Annotated in this window: 19 protein-coding genes; 11 read left to right on the top strand and 8 right to left on the bottom strand. The window is 69.6% G+C overall.

Going from position 1 to position 20,724, the window contains the following annotated elements; all coding sequences use genetic code 11:
- The first annotated feature begins 110 nt into the window (after positions 1-110).
- Positions 111-515: a metallopeptidase family protein gene (locus tag GC106_RS10520; protein ID WP_173127575.1), complete on the top strand. Its 405-nt coding sequence runs from the start codon at positions 111-113 to the stop codon at positions 513-515.
- Here the strand turns inward: GC106_RS10520 and GC106_RS10515 are convergent.
- Both GC106_RS10515 and GC106_RS10510 read right to left on the bottom strand, forming a co-directional pair.
- The gene (locus tag GC106_RS10515) at positions 473-3,646 is read right to left on the bottom strand and encodes a glycosyltransferase family 2 protein (RefSeq protein ID WP_312872583.1); all 3,174 of its coding nucleotides are present in this window, start codon (positions 3,644-3,646) and stop codon (positions 473-475) included. The genes GC106_RS10520 and GC106_RS10515 overlap by 43 nt on opposite strands.
- A 75-nt stretch (positions 3,647-3,721) precedes the next feature.
- The gene (locus tag GC106_RS10510) at positions 3,722-4,036 is read right to left on the bottom strand and encodes a WhiB family transcriptional regulator (protein WP_246365315.1); all 315 of its coding nucleotides are present in this window, start codon (positions 4,034-4,036) and stop codon (positions 3,722-3,724) included.
- A 229-nt stretch (positions 4,037-4,265) separates the two neighbouring features.
- On the opposite strand from GC106_RS10510, the gene GC106_RS10505 reads away from it, so the two are divergent.
- Positions 4,266-5,021, top strand: coding sequence for a site-2 protease family protein (locus GC106_RS10505; RefSeq protein ID WP_173127572.1), 756 nt, complete (start codon positions 4,266-4,268; stop codon positions 5,019-5,021).
- Here GC106_RS10505 and GC106_RS10500 read toward each other — a convergent pair.
- On the bottom strand, positions 4,947-5,837 hold the full coding sequence (locus GC106_RS10500) for a helix-turn-helix transcriptional regulator (RefSeq protein ID WP_173127569.1): 891 nt from the start codon (positions 5,835-5,837) through the stop codon (positions 4,947-4,949). The genes GC106_RS10505 and GC106_RS10500 overlap by 75 nt on opposite strands.
- 117 nt (positions 5,838-5,954) lie before the next feature.
- Between GC106_RS10500 and GC106_RS10495 the strand changes: the two genes are divergently transcribed.
- From GC106_RS10495 to GC106_RS10485, 3 genes are all read left to right on the top strand, one after another.
- Positions 5,955-6,701, top strand: coding sequence for an SDR family oxidoreductase (locus GC106_RS10495; protein ID WP_173127566.1), 747 nt, complete (start codon positions 5,955-5,957; stop codon positions 6,699-6,701).
- Between the two features lie 103 nt (positions 6,702-6,804).
- Positions 6,805-7,791, top strand: coding sequence for a 2-phospho-L-lactate transferase (gene cofD / locus GC106_RS10490; RefSeq protein ID WP_173127564.1), 987 nt, complete (start codon positions 6,805-6,807; stop codon positions 7,789-7,791).
- On the top strand, positions 7,788-9,125 hold the full coding sequence (locus GC106_RS10485) for a coenzyme F420-0:L-glutamate ligase (RefSeq protein ID WP_173127561.1): 1,338 nt from the start codon (positions 7,788-7,790) through the stop codon (positions 9,123-9,125). Before cofD ends, GC106_RS10485 begins: the two co-directional genes overlap by 4 nt.
- Here GC106_RS10485 and GC106_RS10480 read toward each other — a convergent pair.
- Positions 9,076-9,438 (bottom strand): HAD domain-containing protein, encoded by a 363-nt coding sequence (locus GC106_RS10480; RefSeq protein WP_173127558.1) that lies wholly within the window; start codon positions 9,436-9,438, stop codon positions 9,076-9,078. The two genes, GC106_RS10485 and GC106_RS10480, sit on opposite strands and share 50 nt — an antisense overlap.
- A gap of 46 nt (positions 9,439-9,484) precedes the next feature.
- On the opposite strand from GC106_RS10480, the gene GC106_RS10475 reads away from it, so the two are divergent.
- Complete coding sequence (locus GC106_RS10475) at positions 9,485-10,048, top strand: NUDIX hydrolase (protein ID WP_173127555.1); 564 nt, start codon at positions 9,485-9,487, stop codon at positions 10,046-10,048.
- Here the strand turns inward: GC106_RS10475 and GC106_RS10470 are convergent.
- Positions 9,993-10,889 (bottom strand): DNA-3-methyladenine glycosylase family protein, encoded by an 897-nt coding sequence (locus GC106_RS10470; RefSeq protein ID WP_173127552.1) that lies wholly within the window; start codon positions 10,887-10,889, stop codon positions 9,993-9,995. The genes GC106_RS10475 and GC106_RS10470 overlap by 56 nt on opposite strands.
- A 91-nt stretch (positions 10,890-10,980) precedes the next feature.
- On the opposite strand from GC106_RS10470, the gene GC106_RS10465 reads away from it, so the two are divergent.
- The gene (locus tag GC106_RS10465; protein WP_173127549.1) at positions 10,981-12,075 is read left to right on the top strand and encodes a mannose-1-phosphate guanylyltransferase; all 1,095 of its coding nucleotides are present in this window, start codon (positions 10,981-10,983) and stop codon (positions 12,073-12,075) included.
- Positions 12,076-12,191: 116 nt separating this feature from the next.
- Positions 12,192-12,614 carry a hypothetical protein gene (locus GC106_RS10460; RefSeq protein WP_173127546.1) on the top strand — a complete coding sequence of 141 codons (423 nt, stop codon included), beginning with the start codon at positions 12,192-12,194 and terminating at the stop codon, positions 12,612-12,614.
- 153 nt (positions 12,615-12,767) lie between these two features.
- On the opposite strand, the gene GC106_RS10455 is transcribed toward GC106_RS10460, so the two are convergent.
- The 3 genes from GC106_RS10455 to GC106_RS10445 all read right to left on the bottom strand — a co-directional run bounded on the left by GC106_RS10455 (position 12,768) and on the right by GC106_RS10445 (position 16,052).
- Positions 12,768-13,637 carry a glycosyltransferase family 2 protein gene (locus GC106_RS10455; RefSeq protein ID WP_173127543.1) on the bottom strand — a complete coding sequence of 290 codons (870 nt, stop codon included), beginning with the start codon at positions 13,635-13,637 and terminating at the stop codon, positions 12,768-12,770.
- A gap of 14 nt (positions 13,638-13,651) precedes the next feature.
- Positions 13,652-14,782 (bottom strand): glycosyltransferase family 4 protein, encoded by a 1,131-nt coding sequence (locus GC106_RS10450; protein WP_173127842.1) that lies wholly within the window; start codon positions 14,780-14,782, stop codon positions 13,652-13,654.
- Between the two features lie 130 nt (positions 14,783-14,912).
- The gene (locus GC106_RS10445; RefSeq protein WP_173127540.1) at positions 14,913-16,052 is read right to left on the bottom strand and encodes a glycosyltransferase family 4 protein; all 1,140 of its coding nucleotides are present in this window, start codon (positions 16,050-16,052) and stop codon (positions 14,913-14,915) included.
- Positions 16,053-16,090: 38 nt separating this feature from the next.
- Here GC106_RS10445 and GC106_RS10440 point away from each other — a divergent pair, with 38 nt between their 5' ends.
- The 3 genes from GC106_RS10440 to GC106_RS10430 all read left to right on the top strand — a co-directional run bounded on the left by GC106_RS10440 (position 16,091) and on the right by GC106_RS10430 (position 20,638).
- On the top strand, positions 16,091-16,948 hold the full coding sequence (locus tag GC106_RS10440; RefSeq protein WP_312872582.1) for a glycosyltransferase family 2 protein: 858 nt from the start codon (positions 16,091-16,093) through the stop codon (positions 16,946-16,948).
- Positions 16,949-17,029: 81 nt separating this feature from the next.
- Complete coding sequence (locus GC106_RS10435) at positions 17,030-19,549, top strand: glycosyltransferase (RefSeq protein WP_173127534.1); 2,520 nt, start codon at positions 17,030-17,032, stop codon at positions 19,547-19,549.
- Between the two features lie 6 nt (positions 19,550-19,555).
- Positions 19,556-20,638 (top strand): glycosyltransferase family 4 protein, encoded by a 1,083-nt coding sequence (locus GC106_RS10430; RefSeq protein ID WP_173127531.1) that lies wholly within the window; start codon positions 19,556-19,558, stop codon positions 20,636-20,638.
- The last annotated feature ends 86 nt before the right edge of the window (positions 20,639-20,724 follow it).

Genomic DNA, 20,724 nt, shown 5'->3' with positions numbered 1-20,724 from the left:
ACACGCCCCCAGTACCCTGTTTGTCCTAGAGGTATGCCTTGGAGGTGCTTGGAGTGGTCACGCCCCGTCGTCGGTCTTCACGTCGTGGACGGGATCGGCATGGCCGCGGGATGCGTGGGCCGCTTTACCCCTCGACGCTTCCCGCCGCAAGCACCCGTGCGGAGAAGTTCGACGCGCTCGTGCTCGACGCGCTGGAGCCGATCGAGGCCCGCTGGCGCACCGAGCTGACCAAGCTCGACGTGGCGGTCGACGACGTGCCGGAGGTCGAACCGCCCGGAGCGCCACCCCAGGACGGCGTGCTGGCCGACGGAGGCGTGCCGCTGGCCCGTTTGGTTCCCGCGGGCATGGATCGCCGTGGCAATCCGACGAGTGCGCGGATCGTGCTGTACCGGCGCCCGTTGGAGGCGCGCGCGAAGGACAGCGCGGAGCTCGCCGACCTCGTGCACGACGTGTTGGTCGAGCAGGTCGCCAACTACCTGAGCGTCGACCCCGACGCCATCGAAGGCGGTTCCTGAGTCCTGCGGCCCGGGATCGCGGTCAAGAGTGTGAACAGCAGCGCGGCGCCCTGCGTCAGCAGCAGGAACGCGCGCAGGCTCGACGAGTACTCCACGCGGACGTCCGTTGCTCGTGCGGGCACGGCGACGCCGACGAGGTTGCCCCAAGCTCTGACGATGGGCACCTGACGGCCGTTGACCTCGGCACGCCAACCGGGTTCCTCGGCGGCCGCGATGACCAGCAGCCGTCCGTCGGAACCGTCGGACACCCGCACGGCGACCTCCGGCGGTCCGGCGTCGATCGGCACGATTCCGCCGGCACCGAGCGTGGTCGGCGGGATTCCGCCGGTGACAGCCTGTTTGGCCAGTTCGGGGGCGAGCAGGACGGCCCGGCCCGCGGCGGGCAGCAGCCGGAACACCGGCCGTCCGTCCGAAGTGGACGTTGTCGGCGAGACCAGATCGCCTGCCGCGGCTTGCAACCTAGCACCTGTAGCCTGGTCGGGCATGACCACGAACAGCACGCCCGCGGCCGCCGCCGAAGCGACCGCGCCCTTCGCGACGTCCGGCACGTCGGACCGGAACTCGTTGTCCCAGCGCAGAATCCGCGCCCGGGCCGAGGCGACCGGAGCGAGGTCGTCGTCGCCGAACTGCGGCATCCGGCCCGCTGACTGCCGCGCGGGTTCGTCACCCCGCGAAAGGACCAGCACGCTACGACCCGTCTCGGCGAGCTCACGGGCAGGCGTTGTGCCCAGCCGTGTCCCGTCTCCCGTGGTCACCGGCCCGTTACGGCCGAGCAGGAAAGCACCGCCCGCCAAGACGATCAAGGCCGCGGCACCGATCGCCAGCGCCGGCCGCGGCCGCGGTGCCGTACCCGCCAGTGCCCACAACAGACCCCAGCCGACCACGATCAACGGCGTGCCCAGCCAGCCCTGTTGCGGCGCACCTCCACTGACCGGCGCGAGCGGGATGTACCGGACGAGCGCCACCGCACCGAGCCCGAGGACCAGCAAACCCAAGCCGGGCAACGATCCCCTGCCCGGTCGCGCCACCAGGCCGACCAGCACGACGACGGCGACGACCAGCGCGAGCACGACCGATCCGAAGTCGGCCTGTGCCGGTACCCACGCGCCGACGCCGTGCACGACGATGCCGGGGTTCTGAATCAGTACAGCGGGCCACGGCAGCAGCAAAGCCAGTGGCAGCAACACGATCGCGAACAACGCGGCGCCACGCCGCCTGCCGTCCCCGCGCTGCCCGCCGACCAGGACAAACCCGGCCAGCGCGCACAGCAGGATCACCACGTGCACCAACGGCGAGAACGCGCCGATCACGGCCAGGCCGAGCGACGATCCCGCCGCGACGGACAACCAGGAACGGGACGCACCGGAAAGCACGCCGACGACGCCGGAAACCACCAGCGGCAACAGGATGTGCACGACGACCGCGTCCAGCCTGCCCTGGGCGACCGCGGCGATCGCGGGCGGTAGCAACGCGTACACACCTGCGATGACGGCACGGACTCCGCGCCGCACGGGCATTCGCCGTGTCGCGAGATAGGCACTGAGCCCGGCCAGTGGCAGGTCGCCGAGCAGCAACAATCCCGCTTGGCCGCCCAGAATCCCCAGTACCGCAAGGGCCGCGGGCGCGGGCGACGCCGTTCCGCCTGCCACGCCGTGCCATCCGGCGAGGTACTCCGTCCACAGGTCCGGCATCGGCAGCAGCCGCCCGCCGGTCACCGTCAGGCCGAGCCTGTTCCAGTTGACCACCAGTCCCACCGCGACCAACGCCACGACCAGGATCAACGGCGGCGCCAGCAGGATCTGTCCGAGCACGAGGCCACGGTCGACCTCGACCAGCATCATCTCCGGCCGCGGCACCGCGCTGCCGTCCCGCGGCACCGGCGAGGGCCTCGGCCGTGGACTGGGGCGCCTGCCTTTCGGCAGTCGCACAGCGGGCACGGAAACGGTGACCGCGCTCGGCGGACGGCGCAATCCCGCGGCCCTGCGCCGTCCTTTCCGCCCTAACGCGCCCGCGGGCAGCGCGTCCGGGCCGACCGGCCGTTGTGTCTCCTCTGGAGGGACCCACACGGCCTCAGGGGCCTCGCCAAGCGCGGCGTCGGCCTCGACGCGCCGCCGGACCAGATGGGTCACCGCGGCCAGGGACATGTTGCGCAGCCGGGTGAACCGGCTGGTGAACAGCCCGCGGACACTGCCGGGTGGGCCGAGTCCGCGCCGGTCACGACGGGCGCGCAGCAGTCCCATCCGGCCGCTGAGCATCCTGCCGACCGCGACGAACTCCGCTTGGGCACGGGAAATCCGGCGCAGCAACAGGAACCCGAACGCGCGCAGCAGACACAACACCGCGAGTCTCGGCACGCCGGCCAGAAACGAAAGCACCGCGGTATTCACCAAGAACGTGCGTATTCCGTGGGAACGCGACCGCACATTTTCCGGCCTGCCCGCCCTGGCATGCCGGATTCGCGCGGCCGGAACACACAAGGCGACCGCGCCCGACCGATTCGCCCGCCAGCCGAAATCGATGTCGTCGAACAGCCCGGGCAGTTCCGGGTCGAAACCGCCCAGCCGTTCCCACAGCTCACGCCGGACGAGCAAACCCGCGGACGGCACCGCGAGCACTTCACTGCTCTGCTCGATCTGGTTGGCCCGCACCCATTCGCCCGAGCCGATACCGGTCTGCCGATGCCCCGAGGCGTCGGTGGACAGACCGGCTTCGACGATGCGCCGCGACTCGTCCCACGCATGCGCGACCGGCCCCAGCACACTCGCTGACGGCGACAGTTCCGCCGCCGTCAGCAAAGTGCCGAGACAATGCGGTTCGGGCGCGCTGTCGTCGTGCAACAGCCACAGCCAGCCGCCAGGATCACCCCAGCGCTCGACCCCGTACCGCAGTGCCGCCGTGACAGCGTCACCAAAACTGGCCGTGCGATCCAGCGTGAGCACGCCGTCCAGCACGTCCTCGCCGGCCGCCAGCAGTTTCGCGGTGCCGTCCGTCGAGCCCGTGTCGACCGCGACCACGTGCCGTGGCCTGGGTGTGCTGCGACGCAACGCGGAAAGCGCCAGCCGGAGCCATTCCTCGCCGTCGTGGCAGACCAGGACCGCGAACACGGGCACAGTCCTGAACTGTGGACGCACCGGCTACCTCCGTCGGCCTCTGCTCACTGGCGTCGTGAGCAGACACCGTAGGACAGCCTGGCGCCAGAATCGCTGCTAAATGGCGCGCTTCTTCAGCTTGCGGCGTTCCCGTTCGGACAGCCCGCCCCAGATGCCGAACCGCTCGTCATGCCCGAGCGCGTACTCGAGGCACTCCGAACGCACCTCACAGCCCTGGCAGATCCGCTTGGCCTCTCTGGTCGAGCCGCCCTTCTCCGGAAAGAACGCCTCGGGGTCGGTCTGCGCGCACAGCGCGCGCTCCTGCCACTCCTGCTCGTCCTCCGCCGAATCGAAAAGATGTACAAGGACGCCCAGATCCTCGGTCGGCGCGTCCCCCCACTCCACGACTCGGTCCCCTTCGTCGGCCATCATGTCCGTCCACCTCCCCGCCTTCCACTCCCCGGTTGGCGGACGCCACCCGCCCTCCCATTCGGCGAATGACATCTCTGTGATTACACCCGTGTAGTCCCGGGTGGTCAAGCTAAGTACCCACGTGGGTGACGGTATTTACCGGCGAAGTCCGGTTCTCTGCCCGATCGGGTGAAGTGGCCAGGCAGGCCACCGGCGGCGGACTGATCTGCATGGATGACACACTGGAGTGGTGCGGAGACAAGACACTCGTCCCAGTCCCCTGTTCTTAGCCCTGCTCGCGGTCACCATCGGCGGCGGCGTGCTCACGGTTCTGGAAAGTGAGTTCGCCTACACCGCGGGTGTGGTCATCCTCGTTCTCGGTGGCTGGGCGGTCTCGCTGTGCCTGCACGAGTTCGGGCACGCGATCGTGGCCTACCGCGGCGGCGACCGGGAAGTGCGCTGGAAGGGCTACCTGACGCTGGACATCCGCCGCTACTCGGATCCGTTGCTGAGCATCGTGCTGCCGCTGATCTTCCTGTTGATCGGCGGAATCCCGTTGCCGGGCGGCGCGGTGTACATCAACCACCACGCGTTGCGGAACAAACGCGTGGAGTCGTGGGTCTCGCTCGCCGGGCCACTGACCAACCTGGTCCTTGGTATTTTGCTGACCCTTTCGGTGCAGCTGTTCATGCCTGGCGAGGTTACGCCACTCTCCGCCGCACTGTCCTTTTTGGCTTTGCTGCAACTGATGGCGTTCGTGCTGAACATCCTGCCGGTGCCCGGACTGGACGGCTGGGGCGCGATCGAGCCGTTCCTGTCGTACAAGGCGCAGGTGTTCGGCCAGAAGGCACGGCCGTGGGCGCCGCTGATCCTGTTCGCGGCGCTGATCGGCCTGCCCGGTGTCGGCACCGCGTTCTTCGACCTGGTCGGCTCACTCTTCGACGCGGTCGGCGGATGGAGCGCCCTCGCGTGGGAGGGTTACCGGACGTTCCGCTTCTGGTACTGACCAACTGGCCAGCAGCGCGAGTTTCTCCGCGCTCGGCGACCCCGGCTCGGCCACGTACGTGACGAGCACCATGTCGGTGTCGCCGGGCAGCGGGAAACTCTCGAACCGGACGTCCAGCTCACCGACGAGCGGGTGGTTGAGCAGCTTGCCGCCGAACGTCTTCTCCCTGACGTCGTGCTCCGCCCACAGCACCCGGAACTCCGGGCTGCGCAGCGACAACTCGCCGATCAGCTGCGGCAGCCCCGGCTCGTCGGGATTGCGGGTGGCCATCCAGCGCAGCACGGCGACGGTGTCCTCGGCCGCACAGGACCACTGTGGATAGAACTCCTTGGCCTTCGGGTCGAGGAACATCGACCGGCACAGGTTCGGCCGCTCATGGCCGGAGAACCCGAGGCACGCGTCGCCGAGCCGGTTCCAGGCCAGCACGTCCAGGGTCGGCCCGAACACGAACGCGGGCATGGAGTGCATCTGGTCGAGCACCATCTGCACGGCCGGCCGGACCGTGGCCGCGCTTCGGGGCCCGCGCGGCGACGGGCGCGCGCGCCGCGTGGGGCGTACCAGGATACGCAGGTGTTCACGCTCGGTTTCGTTCAGGGACAAGGCGTCGCTGATGGCGTCCAACACGGACTCCGACACGTTCGGGCTTCTGCCCTGTTCAAGCCGGGTGTAGTACTCGACGCTCACGCCCGCGAGCCGGGCGAGCTCGTCCCTTCTGAGCCCGGGCACCCGCCGTCGGCCGGTCCGTGGCAGGCCGACCTGCTCGGGCGAGATGCGTGCCCGTCGGGTCCTGAGGAACTCACCCAGCTCGTTGCTCACGTCGTCCAGTGTGCAACGTCCGGCGCGGCCAAGGGTGGCCCTGCCAGAACCAGTCAACCGTGAACCAGTAAAACGCGGGCCTCGTTCGCGGTTCCTGCCGGCGGCAGAGTCGTTGCCATGACTTACGTGAACCTGGCGGGACGGACCGCCGTCGTGACCGGAGCGGCGAGTGGGATCGGCGCCGCGATCGCCACCGTGTTCGCCGCGAACGGCGCCCGGGTGGCGTTGCTGGCTCGCCGTTCGGACCGGATCGCCGAACTGGCCGAGAAGCTCAAGGACAACGGCGGGCAGGCGATCGCCGTGACGGCCGACGTCACGTCCGACGAATCGGTCACGGCCGCGGCCGAGGCGATCCACGCGGCTTTCGGACGGGTGGACCTCGTCGTCAACAACGCGGGCGTGATGATTCCCGACGACATCACCACGGCATCCTTCGACGACTGGCGGAAAATGCTGGACACCAACGTGACCGGTGTGCTGCGGGTGATACGGGCGTTCACGCCCGACCTGACCGCGGACGGGCACGCCGACCTGGTGAACATCTCGTCCATCGCCGCGCACGAGTTCTTCAAGGACTACGCGGTCTACGGCGCCACCAAGGCCGCTGTGACGTACCTGTCGAAGTCCCTGCGGGCCGAACTCGGCCCCAAGGGTGTGCGGGTGACCAACATCGAGCCCGGTCTGGTGCGGAGCGAACTGCGGGACGCCATCACCGGTGACGCCGGGGCCTTCCTGGACAGCTGGATCGCCGAGGCGGGCATCCTGGCGGCCGAGGACCTGGCGGACCTCGTGGCCTACGCCACAAGCCGTCCGGCGCACGTGAACCTCCGCCACCTCGTGGCCCTGCCCACCACCCAGCTCTGACCCCCTCGTGAGTGTTTGTCAGGGTTCTAACCCTGACAAACACTCACGAGGGTTGAGCAGGGCCTTCGGCACGGGTGGGGGCGTCCGTGCAAGGATCGATTCCGTGAAGGTCGTCGTGGTTGTTGGCGGGGTCGGCGGAGCCCGATTCCTGCTGGGCGTCAAGGCACTGCTCGGGCTGCCGGCGGTCGGGCCGGGTGAGTCGCCGCACGAGATCACCGCGGTGGTGAACACCGGTGACGATGTGTGGATGCACGGCTTGCGGATCTGCCCTGACCTGGACACGTGCATGTACACGCTGGGCGGTGGCATCGACACCGAGCGCGGCTGGGGCCAGCAGGGCGAGACGTGGGTGGTCAAGGAGCAACTGGCCGCCTACGGTGCTGACCCGGACTGGTTCGGGCTCGGTGACAAGGACATCGCGACGCACCTCGTGCGTACGCGCATGCTGCGCGCGGGATATCCGTTGTCCGCGGTCACCGAGGCGCTGTGTGACAGATGGCAGCCCGGTGTGAAGCTGCTTCCGATGACCGACGACCGCGTGGAGACCCACGTGGTCGTCGACGAGCCCGAGGGCGAGCGCAAGGCCATCCACTTCCAGGAGTGGTGGGTGCGCTACCAGGCCAAACTACCCGCGCACTCGATCGTCCCGGTCGGCGCGGACGAGGCCGAGCCCGGGCCTGGCGTGCTCGACGCCATCAGCGAGGCGGACATCGTGTTGTTCGCGCCGTCCAACCCCGTGGTGAGTGTCGGCACTGTCCTGGCCGTGCCGGGGCTGCGGGACGCGCTGCGCAAGACCGACGGGATGGTGGTCGGGGTTTCGCCGATCATCGGCGGAAAACCGTTGCGCGGTATGGCTGACGCGTGCCTGACCGCGATCGGCGTGGAAACCAGTTCGCAGGCGGTGGGCCAGTACTACGGTTCGCGGCAGTGCTCGGACAGCGGCGTGTTGGACGCGTGGCTCGTGCACACTGGTGAGGCTGCTGATGTCCCTGGTGTCGCTGTGCGGGCCGTGCCGCTGTTGATGACTGACGTCGAAGCGACGGCCGCCATGGTTCGTGCGGCGCTCGAGATGGCGGGTCTGGAAGCATGACCGATCACGCGAGTGCGGGCACCGTCACGATCATGGGCGTGACCGGGCTGCCGGAGTTCCGTCCCGGCGACGATCTGGCCGCCGCGATCGCCGAAGCCGCGCCATGGCTGGAGAACGGCGACGTGCTCGTGGTGACGAGCAAGGTCGTGTCCAAGGCCGAGGGCCGGCTGGTCGCTGTTCCCGCCGACGCCGACGCGCGGGACGCCGAACGCAGGCGGTTGGTCGAGGCCGAGGCGGTGCGGGTGATCGCCCGCAAGAACCGGACCTTGATCACGGAGAACAAGCTCGGCATCGTGCAGGCCGCGTCCGGGATCGACGCGTCCAATGTGGCCGGTGACGAACTCGCGCTGCTGCCCGAGAACCCGGACGCGTCCGCCGCGGCATTACGCACGGGCATCCGGGAGCGCCTCGGCGTCGAGGTCGCCGTCGTGATCACCGACACGATGGGGCGCGCGTGGCGGGTGGGGCAGACCGACGCCGCCATCGGCTCGTCCGGCCTGACCGTGCTGCACAGGTACGCGGGCCAGATCGACCGGCAGGGCAACGAACTCGTCGTCACCGAGGTGGCGGTGGCCGACGAGCTCGCCAGTGCCGCTGACCTGGTGAAAGGCAAGACCGGCGGGCTGCCCGTCGCCGTGGTCCGCGGCATGACGGTGACCGACGACGGGTCGACCGCGGCGGACCTGGTCCGCCCGACGGATGAGGACCTTTTCCGTCTCGGCACCGAAGAGGCGCTGACGCAGGGCCGTTCGGAAGCCGTGCTGATGCGCCGGTCCGTGCGGTTCTACACGGACGAGCCCATTCCCGAGGACGCGATCCGCAAGGCCGTGGGCATCGCCCTGACCGCCCCCGCGCCACATCACACGCGGCCGGTCCGGTTCGTGCACGTCAAGGAGCGCCGTAAGGAGCTCCTTGACGCGATGCGGGCACAGTGGCGTGCCGACCTGGCTGCCGACGGCTGGCCGGAGGACCGCATCGACCGGCGGGTCAGGCGCGGCGATCTGCTGTACGGGGCAAAGGAAATCGTCCTCCCGTTCCTGGTCCGTGAAGGCGCGCACAGCTATCCGGACGCCCAGCGCGCCGAGGCGGAACGGACGATGTTCACCATCGCCGGTGGCGCCGCGGTGCAGGGCCTGCTGGTCGCGCTGGCGGCCGAGGGCATCGGATCGTGCTGGGTCTCGTCGACCATCTTCTGCGCCCCGGTCGTGCGTGAAGTGCTTGACCTGCCCGCGGACTGGGAACCGCTGGGTGCGGTCGCGGTCGGCTACCCGACCGACGGCCCGCTCAGTCCTCGCCCGCCGCGCGACCCAGCCGACGCGTTCCTGGAACTGTGAAGCCCTCGGACTGGTCGAGCGGGAACGGTTTGCCGGGGCTGGCGGGCTGCCAGCCTTCGGCAAGCGCTGTCCTGACCGCACGGGCGACGTGCGAGGGCAGAACCGGGCGCGCGGGCGCGCCCATCCAGTTGCTCGGATGCGGCTGATTGGTCGTCACGACCAGCGTCGCACCCGGCTGCTCGGCCAGTTCCACCGCGAACCGCAGCGGTCCCCAGACGTTGCCCTGGCTGTAGGTTGGGCGGCCGCGTAGCCGCCAGCGGTACGTCACCCCGTCGACGTCCAGGTATCGGGAGCCTTTCTTCACCAGTGTCACGGCACCCACGATATGGACGGCGTCACGTGAATTAAGGTTCTCGGCTGTGGGTGTACACGCCGATGCCATGACCGTGCTCGGGAACTGGGCGCCGAACGACTCGAACCAGGAGTCGTTGCGCCAGGCTTACCTGGGTTTCCTTGCCGCACGGGAGGATTCCTGCGAGCGCTCGTGCGCGGCCGGGCACATCACGGCTTCCGCCGTGGTCCTCGACGGCGACAACGTTCTGCTGACGCTGCATCCGCGGGTCGGGAAGTGGTTGCAGCTCGGCGGCCACTGTGAACCCGAGGACGAGACGCTGGCGGGCGCCGCGTTGCGGGAGGCGACCGAGGAGTCCGGGATCGACGGGCTGACCATCGACCCAGTTCCCGTGCACCTGGAAGTGCATCCCATCACGTGCTCCCTGGGCGTGCCGACAAGGCATTTCGACGTGCGGTTCGCGGTGCACGCTCCGGCCGGTGCCCGGCCCGTGCGCAGTGACGAGTCCGACGATCTGCGTTGGTGGCCGATCGGCGAGGTGCCGAACGCCGACCTGATGCCGATGATCGAGCTGGCTACATCGCGCGGTAGTCGCGCGGCGAGAAACGGGGACCGCGCCGGGGCTTCCTGATCCCCGCGGCTTCGATGTAGCGCACGGCCCGTTGCCGTTGCGGCGCATAGGGTGCGAGGACCTCGTACATCCCGGCGTCGTCCAAGGGCTTGCCTACCAAGGCATATCCGACGTTGCCGGGGATGTGGTAGTCGCCGAAGCTCACCGCGTCCGGGTCGCCCCACGCGCGCTGGGCGACCTCGGCGGCCGTCCACACGCCGATGCCCGGCACCTTCCGCAGCAGCGCACGGCCTTCCGCGCCCTTGAGCTCGGCGGCTTTCTCCAGGCGCCCGGCGACCTGCGCCGCGGCGACCAGCGCACGCCGCCTGGCACCGTCCACACCGGCCCTGTGCCATTCCCAGTCCGTGATGGACATCAACGCTTTCGGCGTCGGCGGCAGCCGCAACGGCAACGGGCCCGGCGCGACCTCCCCGTACCGACGGCACAGTTCCCGCCAGGACCGCCAGGCCTCCGTGCCGGTGACCTTCTGTTCGAGGATCGACGGGACGAGCACGTCCCACACGCGGCGGGTGCTGCCCAGCCGGAGTCCCGGCATCCGGCGCCGCGCCTCGGCCACGATGTCGTGGTGCGCTTGGAAGTCCGCGTCGTCGTCCAGGTCGCCCAGCAGTGCGGGCAGCCCGTCCAGCAGCCAGTCCGCGCCTGCACCCCAGGCTTCGGCGTGGACTTCGTCGCCCACCCGGCGAAGGGCCAGCGTGCCGGGGCCGCAGGGCGTGGTCGTCGCCCGGAAGACCGCCCCGCCCGGTGTCTGCCCGAACGTGGGGTCGCCGCTGCCCCGACGAAGCGGCTGCAGGACGGAGGCCAGGTCGAGTGCGTAACCGGGCCGCCAGACACGGACGGACATGGGGCAGAGCCTACGGCTTGGTCCGAGCGGAGCGAGGACCATTCAGCCCGGTGCTGCATTCGGAGTACCTCGGTGCCGTTAGGGTTGCGGCGTGGACCTCCATGTGGTTGTGCCCGCGGGCGGCAGTGGAACCAGGTTGTGGCCGCTTTCCCGTGCCACGAACCCCAAGTTCCTGCACCCGCTGACCGGCACCGAGCGCTCACTGTTGCAGGCGACGTACGACCGGCTCGTACCGCTGGCGTCGGCTGACCGTGTGCACATCGTCACGGGCACGGCGCACGCGGCGGCTGTGGCCCGTCAGCTGCCGGAGCTGCCGGAGCGCAACATCCTGATCGAGCCGCTGGCGCGGGACTCGTGCGCGGCGATCGCACTGGCCGCCGCCGTGATCGACCAGCGCAGCCCCGGCGCGGTGATGGCGTCGTTCGCGGCCGACCACCTGATCAAGGACACGTCCGCCTTCGCCGAAACCGTGCGGGAGGCCGTGCGCGGTGCCGCCGGGGGCAAGCTGATGACCATCGGCATCTCCCCGACCCGGCCCGAGACCGGCTACGGCTACCTGCGGTGCAGCAAGACCGCTGAGCTCGGCGTGCAGCAGCAGGTGCTGGAGTTCAAGGAGAAGCCGGACCTGGCCACCGCCACCGAGTACGTCGAATCCGGCCGGTACCTGTGGAACGCCAGCATGTTCGTGTGGCGGACCGACGTTTTCCTGCGCGAGCTCGCGCAGCGGCGGCCTGACGTGTTCGAGCCGGTCAGCGAGATCGCGCAGGCGTGGGACACCGAGGACCGGGAGGCCGTGGTCGACTCGTTGTGGGCGACGATCCCGAAGGTCGCCGTCGAGTACGCGGTGATGGAACCCGCGGCCGCCGAAGGCCTGGTCGCGACCGTGCCCGGCGACTTCGGCTGGAGTGACATCGGCGACTTCGAGACCCTCGGCGAACTCCTTGCCACCGCCCAGGACGGCGCGCGGGTCGTCAGCACGCCCGGTGCGGGCGAGGTCCTGGCTGTGGACAGCTCGGACGTGGTCGCCGTGCCCGCGGGCGGACGGCTGGTCGCGACGCTCGGCGTGCGGGACCTGATCGTGGTCGACACCCCTGACGCGGTGCTCGTCTGCCGGCGGGATCGGGCACAGGACATCAAACGCCTCACCGAGATCCTGCGCGACACCGGACGCACGGCGTACGTCTAAGATCCACATACGGATTTCAGTTCTTCCCTGACGCCAACCGTCTCTCGGGATACTCTGGTGGCAACGGGACAGCCGGTGGGAGTGCCGGCTCGAGGCGACGCGGGAGAGGCCGGAGCATGGATCCCCGGGAGCGAGCCGATGCCGCTCTGGCCCGCGCCCGCGCGCGCGGTGCCTTCGTGGTCACGCCTGAGGACGCGATCTCGCCGATGGACGCGGCGAACACGCTGCAGATCCCTCGGGTCGTCGTGTCCTCGCTGGACGAGAAGCAGCAGGACAGCGAGACGACGATGGTGGTAGGGCACCCGTTGTCCGATCCGCAGCCGACGCAACGGCAGCCTTCGCCGCGCAAGCCGCAGCCGTACCCGTCCGGGCAGAACCAGCAGAACCAGCAGCAGCAACAACAGCAGCAGCCCGCCCCGCCGCGGCAGGCTTCACCGCCCGAGCAGGAGCAGGACCCGCAGCCCGAAGGCATGGTGCCGACGGTGAAGAAGCCGAGTCCGCGCCCGTCGATGTCCCAGCGGCTGGACGGCAAGCTGTAGCCGCCGTGTCCACCACTGCGGCACCCCGAAACGCACTTTCCGGCACCCCGAAACGCACTTTGCGGCACGTCGAGTGCGCTGATCCGCATCCGCTAGGGAATTTCGGGGTGCCGGAATGGTGGACACGGCGTGCCGGAATGGTGGACACGGCGGTCAGGTGGAGGAGCCGCGGGTCTCCAGTTTCAGCCGGATGTTCAGGCCTGCCTTGATCGCGGCCAGCACCGGCTTCCACTCCGGGCCCTGGTGGCGGTCGGCCAGGTACCGGTACGCGCTCGCGTGATGCGCGGCGAGCATTTTCGCCGAAGCCTTGGACGTGGCGTGGCCGCCGATGTGGGTGACCTCCGCCGAGGGCACGTACACGTTCTGCCACCCGGCCTTGCCGAGGCGGTCACCCAGGTCGACGTCCTCGAAGTACATGAAATACCGCGGGTCGAAGCCGTCTACGGAGTCGAACGCCTCCCGGCGCATCAGCAGGCACGAGCCGGAGAGCCACCCGGCTGTGCGCTCGCGCACGGACGTGTCGGACTGGCGGTACGCCTTGGTCCATGGGTTGTCCTTCCACACGCGGCCGACGACCGCGTGCCCGACGCCCCTGCCCAGCGAGGGCAGCAGGCGCGCGGACGGGTAGACGTCGCCGTTGGGTTCCCGGATCAACGGGCCGAACGCGCCGCCCCGCGGCCAGCGGGAGGCGGCCTTCAGCAGCTCGTCGATCGAGCCAGGGCCCCACTCGATGTCGGGGTTGGCCACGATCACCCAGCCGAATTCGTCACCGAACTCGGCGACGCCACGGTTGGCGGCACCGCCGTAACCGAGGTTCTCGCCGGTCGACAGCAGGCGCACGCCGTCACGTGCCGCGGCACGCTCCGGTGCGCCGTCGGTGGACCCGTTGTCGGCCATGACGACCTGCACGGGTCGTTCTGTGGCGGTGGACAGCGTGTCGAGAAACCGCGTGAGCGTCTCGCCAGGTGAGTAGGTGACGGTGACCACAGCCAACTCGTCGCCATAGCGTCTCGGTTCGGTCACGGCCGTGGATTGTGTCACAGACCCCGGCGATGGATGGCCATCGCCCGGCTGTAGACCGCCCGATGCTGCGAGGCGCAGAGAGCCCACGAGAACTCCTTTGATCGACGTTGCGCCGCCGACGCGAGCGTCGCACGCCTGGCCGGATCGTCGAGCAACTCGGTTAGCGCCGCGCCGATGTCCCCGGCGCCCACACCGCAGTACGCGACCGCGTCGCCGCCCACCTCGGGCAGGGACAGGCGGCTGGTGGTCAGCACGCACGCCCCACACGCCATCGCTTCGAGCACCGGGAGGCCGAAACCCTCGCCCAGGCTGGGATACGCCACCAGTTCCGCGCCGCCCAGGAACCCGGCGAGCTGGGAGAACGGCAGGTAACCCGCACGGATCACGCGCAGCCGGTGCGGCAACGCGTCCAACGCGCGCTCCACTTGCCCGTCCCAGCCCGGCTGACCGGCCAACACCAGCGCGGGCGGGTCCGCCCTTCCCTCGCAGGCCTTGGCGAAGCCACGGATCAGCGCGGGAACGTTCTTGCGGGGCTCCAGTGCCCCGAGGAACGCGACGTACGGCATGCGCGGCAGGCCGATCGTGGCCCGCGCGGCCTGGATCTCGTCGAGCGTCGGCTGGTGGAACCGCTCCACGTCCACGCCGTGCCGGACGACTTCCATGGCACGAGGATTGGCGCGGGCGACGCGGACCAGCTCGTTGGCGGTGGCTTCGCTCGGGACCACGCACAGGGAAGCACGGTTGAGCGCGACCCTGGTCCAGCCGCGGAAGAACCGTGCCTTGACCGACGAATGCAGCGGCGAGTCCGTGAAGAACGTGGCGTCGTGCAGGGTGACGACGGAGGCGGCGGGGTTGGCGAGCGGTGTCGTGTAGTGCGGCGAGTGCAGCACGTCCACACGCAACCGCCGGACTAAGCCGGGCAGCGTCGTCTGCTCCCACGCGAGCCTGGCTGTCCTGGTCTCGATCGACTCCCTGGTCGGCACGATCCGCGAGTTCGGCGCGAGCTTGGCGTACAGCTCCGCGTCCCGCTGCTGGCAGACCACCGACATCCGAGCCCCGTCGGCGTCCAATGCGGACACCAGCGAGTCGACGTAGCGACCGACGCCGCCGCGGTCGGCCGGGACGGCCGTGGCGTCGATCAACACGCTGGGTTCAGGACTGGCCACCCAAGCAGAGTACGGCCATCAGCGAAGCCACATACCCGGAACCTCCCAACTCAGCGTTCGGCTGTCCTCGCGGCGCTTGGGCCGGCTCGGTCACGAATCCGTGAAGTCGTCAACGGTGCAACTCCGGGTGTGTCGCACGTGACAGCCCCACGTGCAGGCTCCACAGTGATTCGGCCGCTTTGTCCCAGGTGAATCCGGCCGCACGGACCTTGGCCGCCCGCACCAACTCGGCGGTGCGGCCGGGGGACGCGACCACGGTGTGCAGTGCGTCCGCCAGCGCCCACGGGTCGTTGCGTCTGGCGGGAACTCCGGTGCCACCGGCCACTTCGACCAGTGCCGGTGCGTCCGAATGGACTACCGGAACCCCGGCGGCCATGGCTTCGAGCACCGGCAGCCCGAACCCTTCGGCCATGCTGGGCGCGGCCAGCACGGTCGCGCGGTGCAGGACGACCGCCAGCTCGCTGTCGGTCAGCTTGCCGAGCAGGCGCAACCGCCCTGGTGGCAGGCCACAATCGGCGGCGACCATGGCCAGGTCCACGTTTCCCCAGCCCGGTGGACCGGCGATGACCAGCGGCAGGTCCGGTGCCGCCGGCCGGGCCATCGCCTCGACCAAGACGTCCAGACCTTTGCGTGGCTCGACCGTGCCCACCGCGAGCACGTACTTCTTGGGCAGCCGCAAGCGTTCCACGATGCGTTCGACGGCGTCCGGTTCGGGCAGTTTCTCCAGAACGGCCGGAACTCCGTGACCGATGACGTGCACGCGGGCGGGACCTGGTGCGTACTGGGCGAGTTCTTCGGCGACGGCCGCGGTTGGCACGACGATCGCCGTTGCCTGTCGTGTGGCCCGTCGGATCATCGCTTGGTGCCAGGTGGCGCCTCTGGGCGTGAGTGTCTCGGGGTGGGTGAACGGAACCGTGTCGTGCACGGTCACAACCAAGCTGCAGCCACGACGCGGAACTGGCGGAGCCAACGGCGTCGGCGCGTGCACGGCATGACCACCAGGCCATAGGCGTAAGCCGTGTTCCCACGCCAACGTCAACGCACGGCGTGGCAACGGCATCATCCGTGGCCCTTCGGCACCGGGAATCCCGGCCGCGGACGGATCGCGGTGCTTGGCCGTGACGCCGACGACGGTCCAGCCCGCCGGTGCGTGCTTCACCATGGCGTGCAGCAGTTCCCTGGTGTACCGCCCGGTTCCTCCAGGGACCGGGGCCAACAACTGCTCGGTGAGCACTACCAGTTCGGGCACCGGTACAGGGTATTTCGTCGCGAGTAGGGTTGCAGCCCGTGCGGACAACGGTTGCGGTGGTCACCTGGCGCGGGCGGGCGCACATCGAGTCCTGCTTGGACGCGCTGGCCGCGCAGGAACGTCCACATCGGATCCTCGTGGTGGACAACGCCTCCGACGACGGCACCCGTGAACTGGTCCTGGCCCATCCCAGCGGGCCCGAAGTCCTCACCCTGCCGGTGAACAAGGGTTACGCGGGCGGTATCCAAGCCGCGCTCGACGCGTGCACGACGCCGTACCTGGCCTGGCTGAACGACGACGCGATGCCCAGTCCAGGCTGGCTCGGCGCGCTCGAGGACGCGCTGGACGCCGATCCACGAATCGCGGCGGCCAGCGCCAAGCTGCTTACCAGCACCGGAGAGGTCCAGTCGATCGGCGTCGGCCTGACGCGCGACGGCCACGGCGTCGACGTGACCAAAGGCCAGATCTTCGGCTTCTGCGGCGGTGCGGCACTGACCCGCGTCGCCGCGCTGCACGAGATCGGCGGCGTTCCGGCCGAGTTCTTCTGCTACTACGAGGACACCGACACGTCCTGGCGGCTGCGCCGGGCGGGCTGGCAGATCGTGCCGGTGCCGGGGGCCGAGGTCCTGCACCTGCACGGCGCCACGGCCAAGCCCGGGTCGAGGGATTTCCACAGGTGGAACGAGCGCAACCGCCTGCTGATGCTCCTGCGGAACGCACCGCTGCGCATCGCCGCCCGTGAGGTGCTCAGGTTCGCGGTGATCACGGCGCTGATCCCGGTCAAGCGGAGCGTGCCGGACGCGGCGAACTTCGAGACCACGCTCCGGCTGGGCGTCCTCGGTGAGGTGCTGCGAAGCCTGCCGAGGACGCTGCGTCAGCGCAGTAACCCCTCGTGAGTGTTTATCAGGGTTAGAACACCGATAAACACTCACGAGGGGGATGGGCTGAACGGGCGCTCAGCCCGATGAGGCAGTCTTATGGGGTACGCCGGATCTCCAGGAGGTGTCGTGCCCGACGACTCGCTGCTACCGATCGTGTCGGTGGTCGTGGTCAACTACCGCGGCGCGGATGACACGATCACGTGCCTGCGGTCGCTGAAGGACGAGCTGGCCTACCCGGCCGACCGGCTGCAGGTCATCTGCGTCGACAACGCCTCGGGGGACGGCAGCGCCGAACGGATCCGCACGCACGTGCCGGACGTCGAGCTGGTCGAGTCGGCCGACAACATCGGCTTCGCGGGCGGCTGCAACCTGGGAGTCGAGCACGCCAAGGGCAGCGTAGTCGCGTTCCTGAACAACGACGCCCGCCCGCACGAGGACTGGGTCAGCGCCGCGGTGAAGGTGCTGATGGCCGAGCCGACGGTCGCGGCCGTGGCGAGCAAGGTGCTCGACTGGGAGGGCAAGCGCGTCGACTTCGTGGACGGCGGCCTGACGTGGTTCGGGATGGGCTACAAGACCCATCAGGGCGAGCCCGACGACGGCCGGTTCGACACCGCGCGTGACGTCCTGTTCGGAACCGGGTCGGCGCTGTTCGTGCGCACCACCACGTTCAAGCAGCTCGGCGGGTTCGACGAGCGCTTCTTCATGTTCTACGAGGACGTCGACCTCGGCTGGCGGCTGAACCTGCGCGGCTGGCGCGTCCGCTACGAGCCCACGTCTATCGCGTACCACAAGCACCACCGCTCGATGTCCACGTTGGACAGCTCGCGCGAGGTGTACCTGCTGGAGCGAAACGCGCTCGCGGCGCTGTACAAGAACGTGTCGGACAAGGCGCTCGGCAAGGTGCTGCCCGCCGCGATCGCGCTGTCGATCCGCCGGGCCACCGCGCGCGGCGGCATCGACCCGACGCAGCTGGAGATCACCAACCGGCCGGCGCACGGCCCCGACCTGACCGATCCGATCGAGATCCCGCGGGTGTCGGCCGCGGCGATGCTGGCGATCGACCGGTTCGTGGAGATGTTGCCGTCGCTCAAGGAATCCCGGGCGGTCGAGCAGGCCGCGCGAGTGCGGTCGGACGGCGACTTGTTGCCGTTGATGCGGGACGCGCTCGAGCCGGCCGCGCCGGAGGTGCCCTATCTGGAAGGGCACCTGAAACTGGTCGCGACCCTTGATCTGGAAGAGCTGTACGCCCTGCGGCGCAACATCCTCGTCGTGACGTCCGACTCGATCACCGAGCGGATGGCCGGGCCGGCGATCCGGGCGTGGAACATGGCCGACGTGCTGGCCGGTGAGCACGACGTGCGCCTGATCACGATGAACCAGCACTCGAACCCGCCGCAGGCACCGTTCGACGTGCGGTACGTGAACCCGGCCGACATGGGCCCCGAGGTCGACTGGGCCGACATCGTCATCCTCCAGGGGCACGTGCTCGAGCAGGTACCGCAGCTGAAGACCAGCAACAAGATCGTCGTCTGTGATATCTACGACCCGATGCACCTCGAACAGCTCGAACAAGGCAAGGACCTGACCGACGCGCGCCGCGCGCACGTGGTCGAAGTGGTCACCGAGGTGCTGAGCAACCAGTTGCTGCGCGGGGACTTCTTCCTCTGCGCGTCCGACCGCCAGCGGCATTTCTGGCTGGGCCACCTCGGCGCGATCGGCCGTCTGTCACCGACGTTGTACGACAGCGACCCGTCGGTGAAGTCGTTGCTCGCGATCGCCCCGTTCGGCCTGTCGGCCAAGCCGCCGCAGCGCACCGGTCCCGGGCCGCGGGACCGGCTCGCCTCGATCGAGCCGGACGACAAGCTGGTCATCTGGGCGGGCGGGATCTACAACTGGTTCGACCCGCTGACGCTGCTGCACGCGATCGACCGGCTGCGCGGCTCGCGGCCGGACGTGAAACTGCTGTTCCTGGGCATGAAGCACCCGAACCCGGACGTCGGCGAGATGGACATGGCCACCCGGACCCGGGCGCTGGCCGCGAAGCTCAACCTGGGCCGCAACGTCATCTTCAACGAGACGTGGGTGCCGTTCGAGGAGCGCCAGAACTGGCTGCTGGACGCCGACTGCGGCGTGACCACGCACTACGAGCACGTCGAAACGACGTTCGCGTTCCGTACCCGCGTGCTGGACTACCTGTGGTCCGCGCTGCCGATCGTGACGACCGCCGGCGACTCGTTCGCCGACCTGGTCGAACGCGAACGGCTCGGCGTGGTCGTGCCGGCCGAGGACCCGGACGCCCTGGCGGCGGCCCTGGAGAAGGTCCTGTACGACAAGGAGTTCGCCCGGGAGTGCCGCGAACGCATAGAAGTGGTCCGGGAGAGGTACACCTGGGAGACGGCATTGGCGCCGTTGGTGGAATTCTGCCGGAACCCGCGACCGGCCGCGGACCGTCTGCCCGGGGCCGGGCCGATGGTCGGGACCAAACCACTCGGCGCGGTCGCCGCGGTACGCCGGGACGTGGCGCTGATGAGGGAGTACTTCAACGCGGGCGGGCCACGTGAGCTCGCCAGGCGCGCCGGGGGGCGGCTGCGCAGGGTGCTGGGACAAGGGAGGTAGCGCGCGTTGGCAAAGGGCAGGTTGCGAGTGCTGGTGGACGGGACCCCGCTGCTGGGGGCCCGGACCGGAGTGGGCAGGTACACCACTGCCCTGGCGGAGGAACTCGCGTCCATGCCCGAAGTCGATATGCGCGCCGTCGCCTTCACACTGCGGGGCTGGCGCCGGCTGCGTCGCGTGTTGCCGCACGGTGCCCGTGCCCGTGGAATGCCGGTCTCGGCACGGTTGCTGCGCAAGTGCTGGCTGCGGGCGCCGTTGCCGCCGATCGAACTGTTCGCCGGGTTCACCGATGTCGTGCACGGCACGAACTTCGTGCTGCCGCCTTCGGTGCGGGCGTCCGGTGTCCTGACGATCCACGACCTCGCTTTCCTTGACGCACCGGACGAATTGCCGCCGAGCGACCGGGAACTGCCGGAACTGGTCCGGCGGTCCGCGCAACGAGCCGCGATGGTGTGCACACCCAGCCAGGCCGTCGCGGACGTCGTCGTGGAACGGCTTTCCGTGCCGATCGAGCGAATCGCCGTGACGCCGCTGGGCGTCGACCCGGCCTGGTTCGCGGCCCGTCCGCCGGGCGAGCACGTCCGCAAACGCCTTGGCCTGCCTGAGGAATACCTGCTTTTTGTCGGCGCGGCCGGGCCGCGCAAGCGGCTCGACTGGTTGCTGAAGGCCCACGAGTCAGCTCCGGACCTGCCGCCTCTGGTCCTCGCCGGGCCGGGCCACACGGCCGTGTCCGACCGCGTCCGCCCGGTCGGTTATCTGTCCGATGTGGACCTGCGGAACGTGGTCGCCGGAGCGTCCGCCTTGGTCCTGCCGTCCCGCGACGAGGGCTTCGGGCTGCCGGTGCTGGAGGCGATGGCGTGTGACGTCCCGGTGATCTGCTCGGACGTGCCGGCGCTGCGCGAGGTCGCGGGCGGGCACGCGACCCTGGTTCCCTTCGGTGACCTGGACGCCATGCGGGTCGCGCTGAGCGCGGCCTTGCAGGAACCGCCGACCCCGGCCACCCTGACCGCCCGGCGCACCCACGCCGCGGAGTTCACGTGGCGCAGGTGCGCGGAAACCACCGTCGCCGCCTACCGGCGCGCGACTTCCTAGCCGCCGTGTCCACCTTTCCAGCACCTTGTGTCGCACGTTCCAGCACCTTGTGTCGCACGTTCCAGCACCCCGTGTCGCACGTTCCA

The sequence above is a fragment of the Kibdelosporangium persicum genome (assembly GCF_013280595.1).
In the GTDB taxonomy this organism is placed as follows: domain Bacteria; phylum Actinomycetota; class Actinomycetes; order Mycobacteriales; family Pseudonocardiaceae; genus Kibdelosporangium; species Kibdelosporangium persicum.
This window is presented reverse-complemented; position numbering and strand designations above follow the sequence as displayed.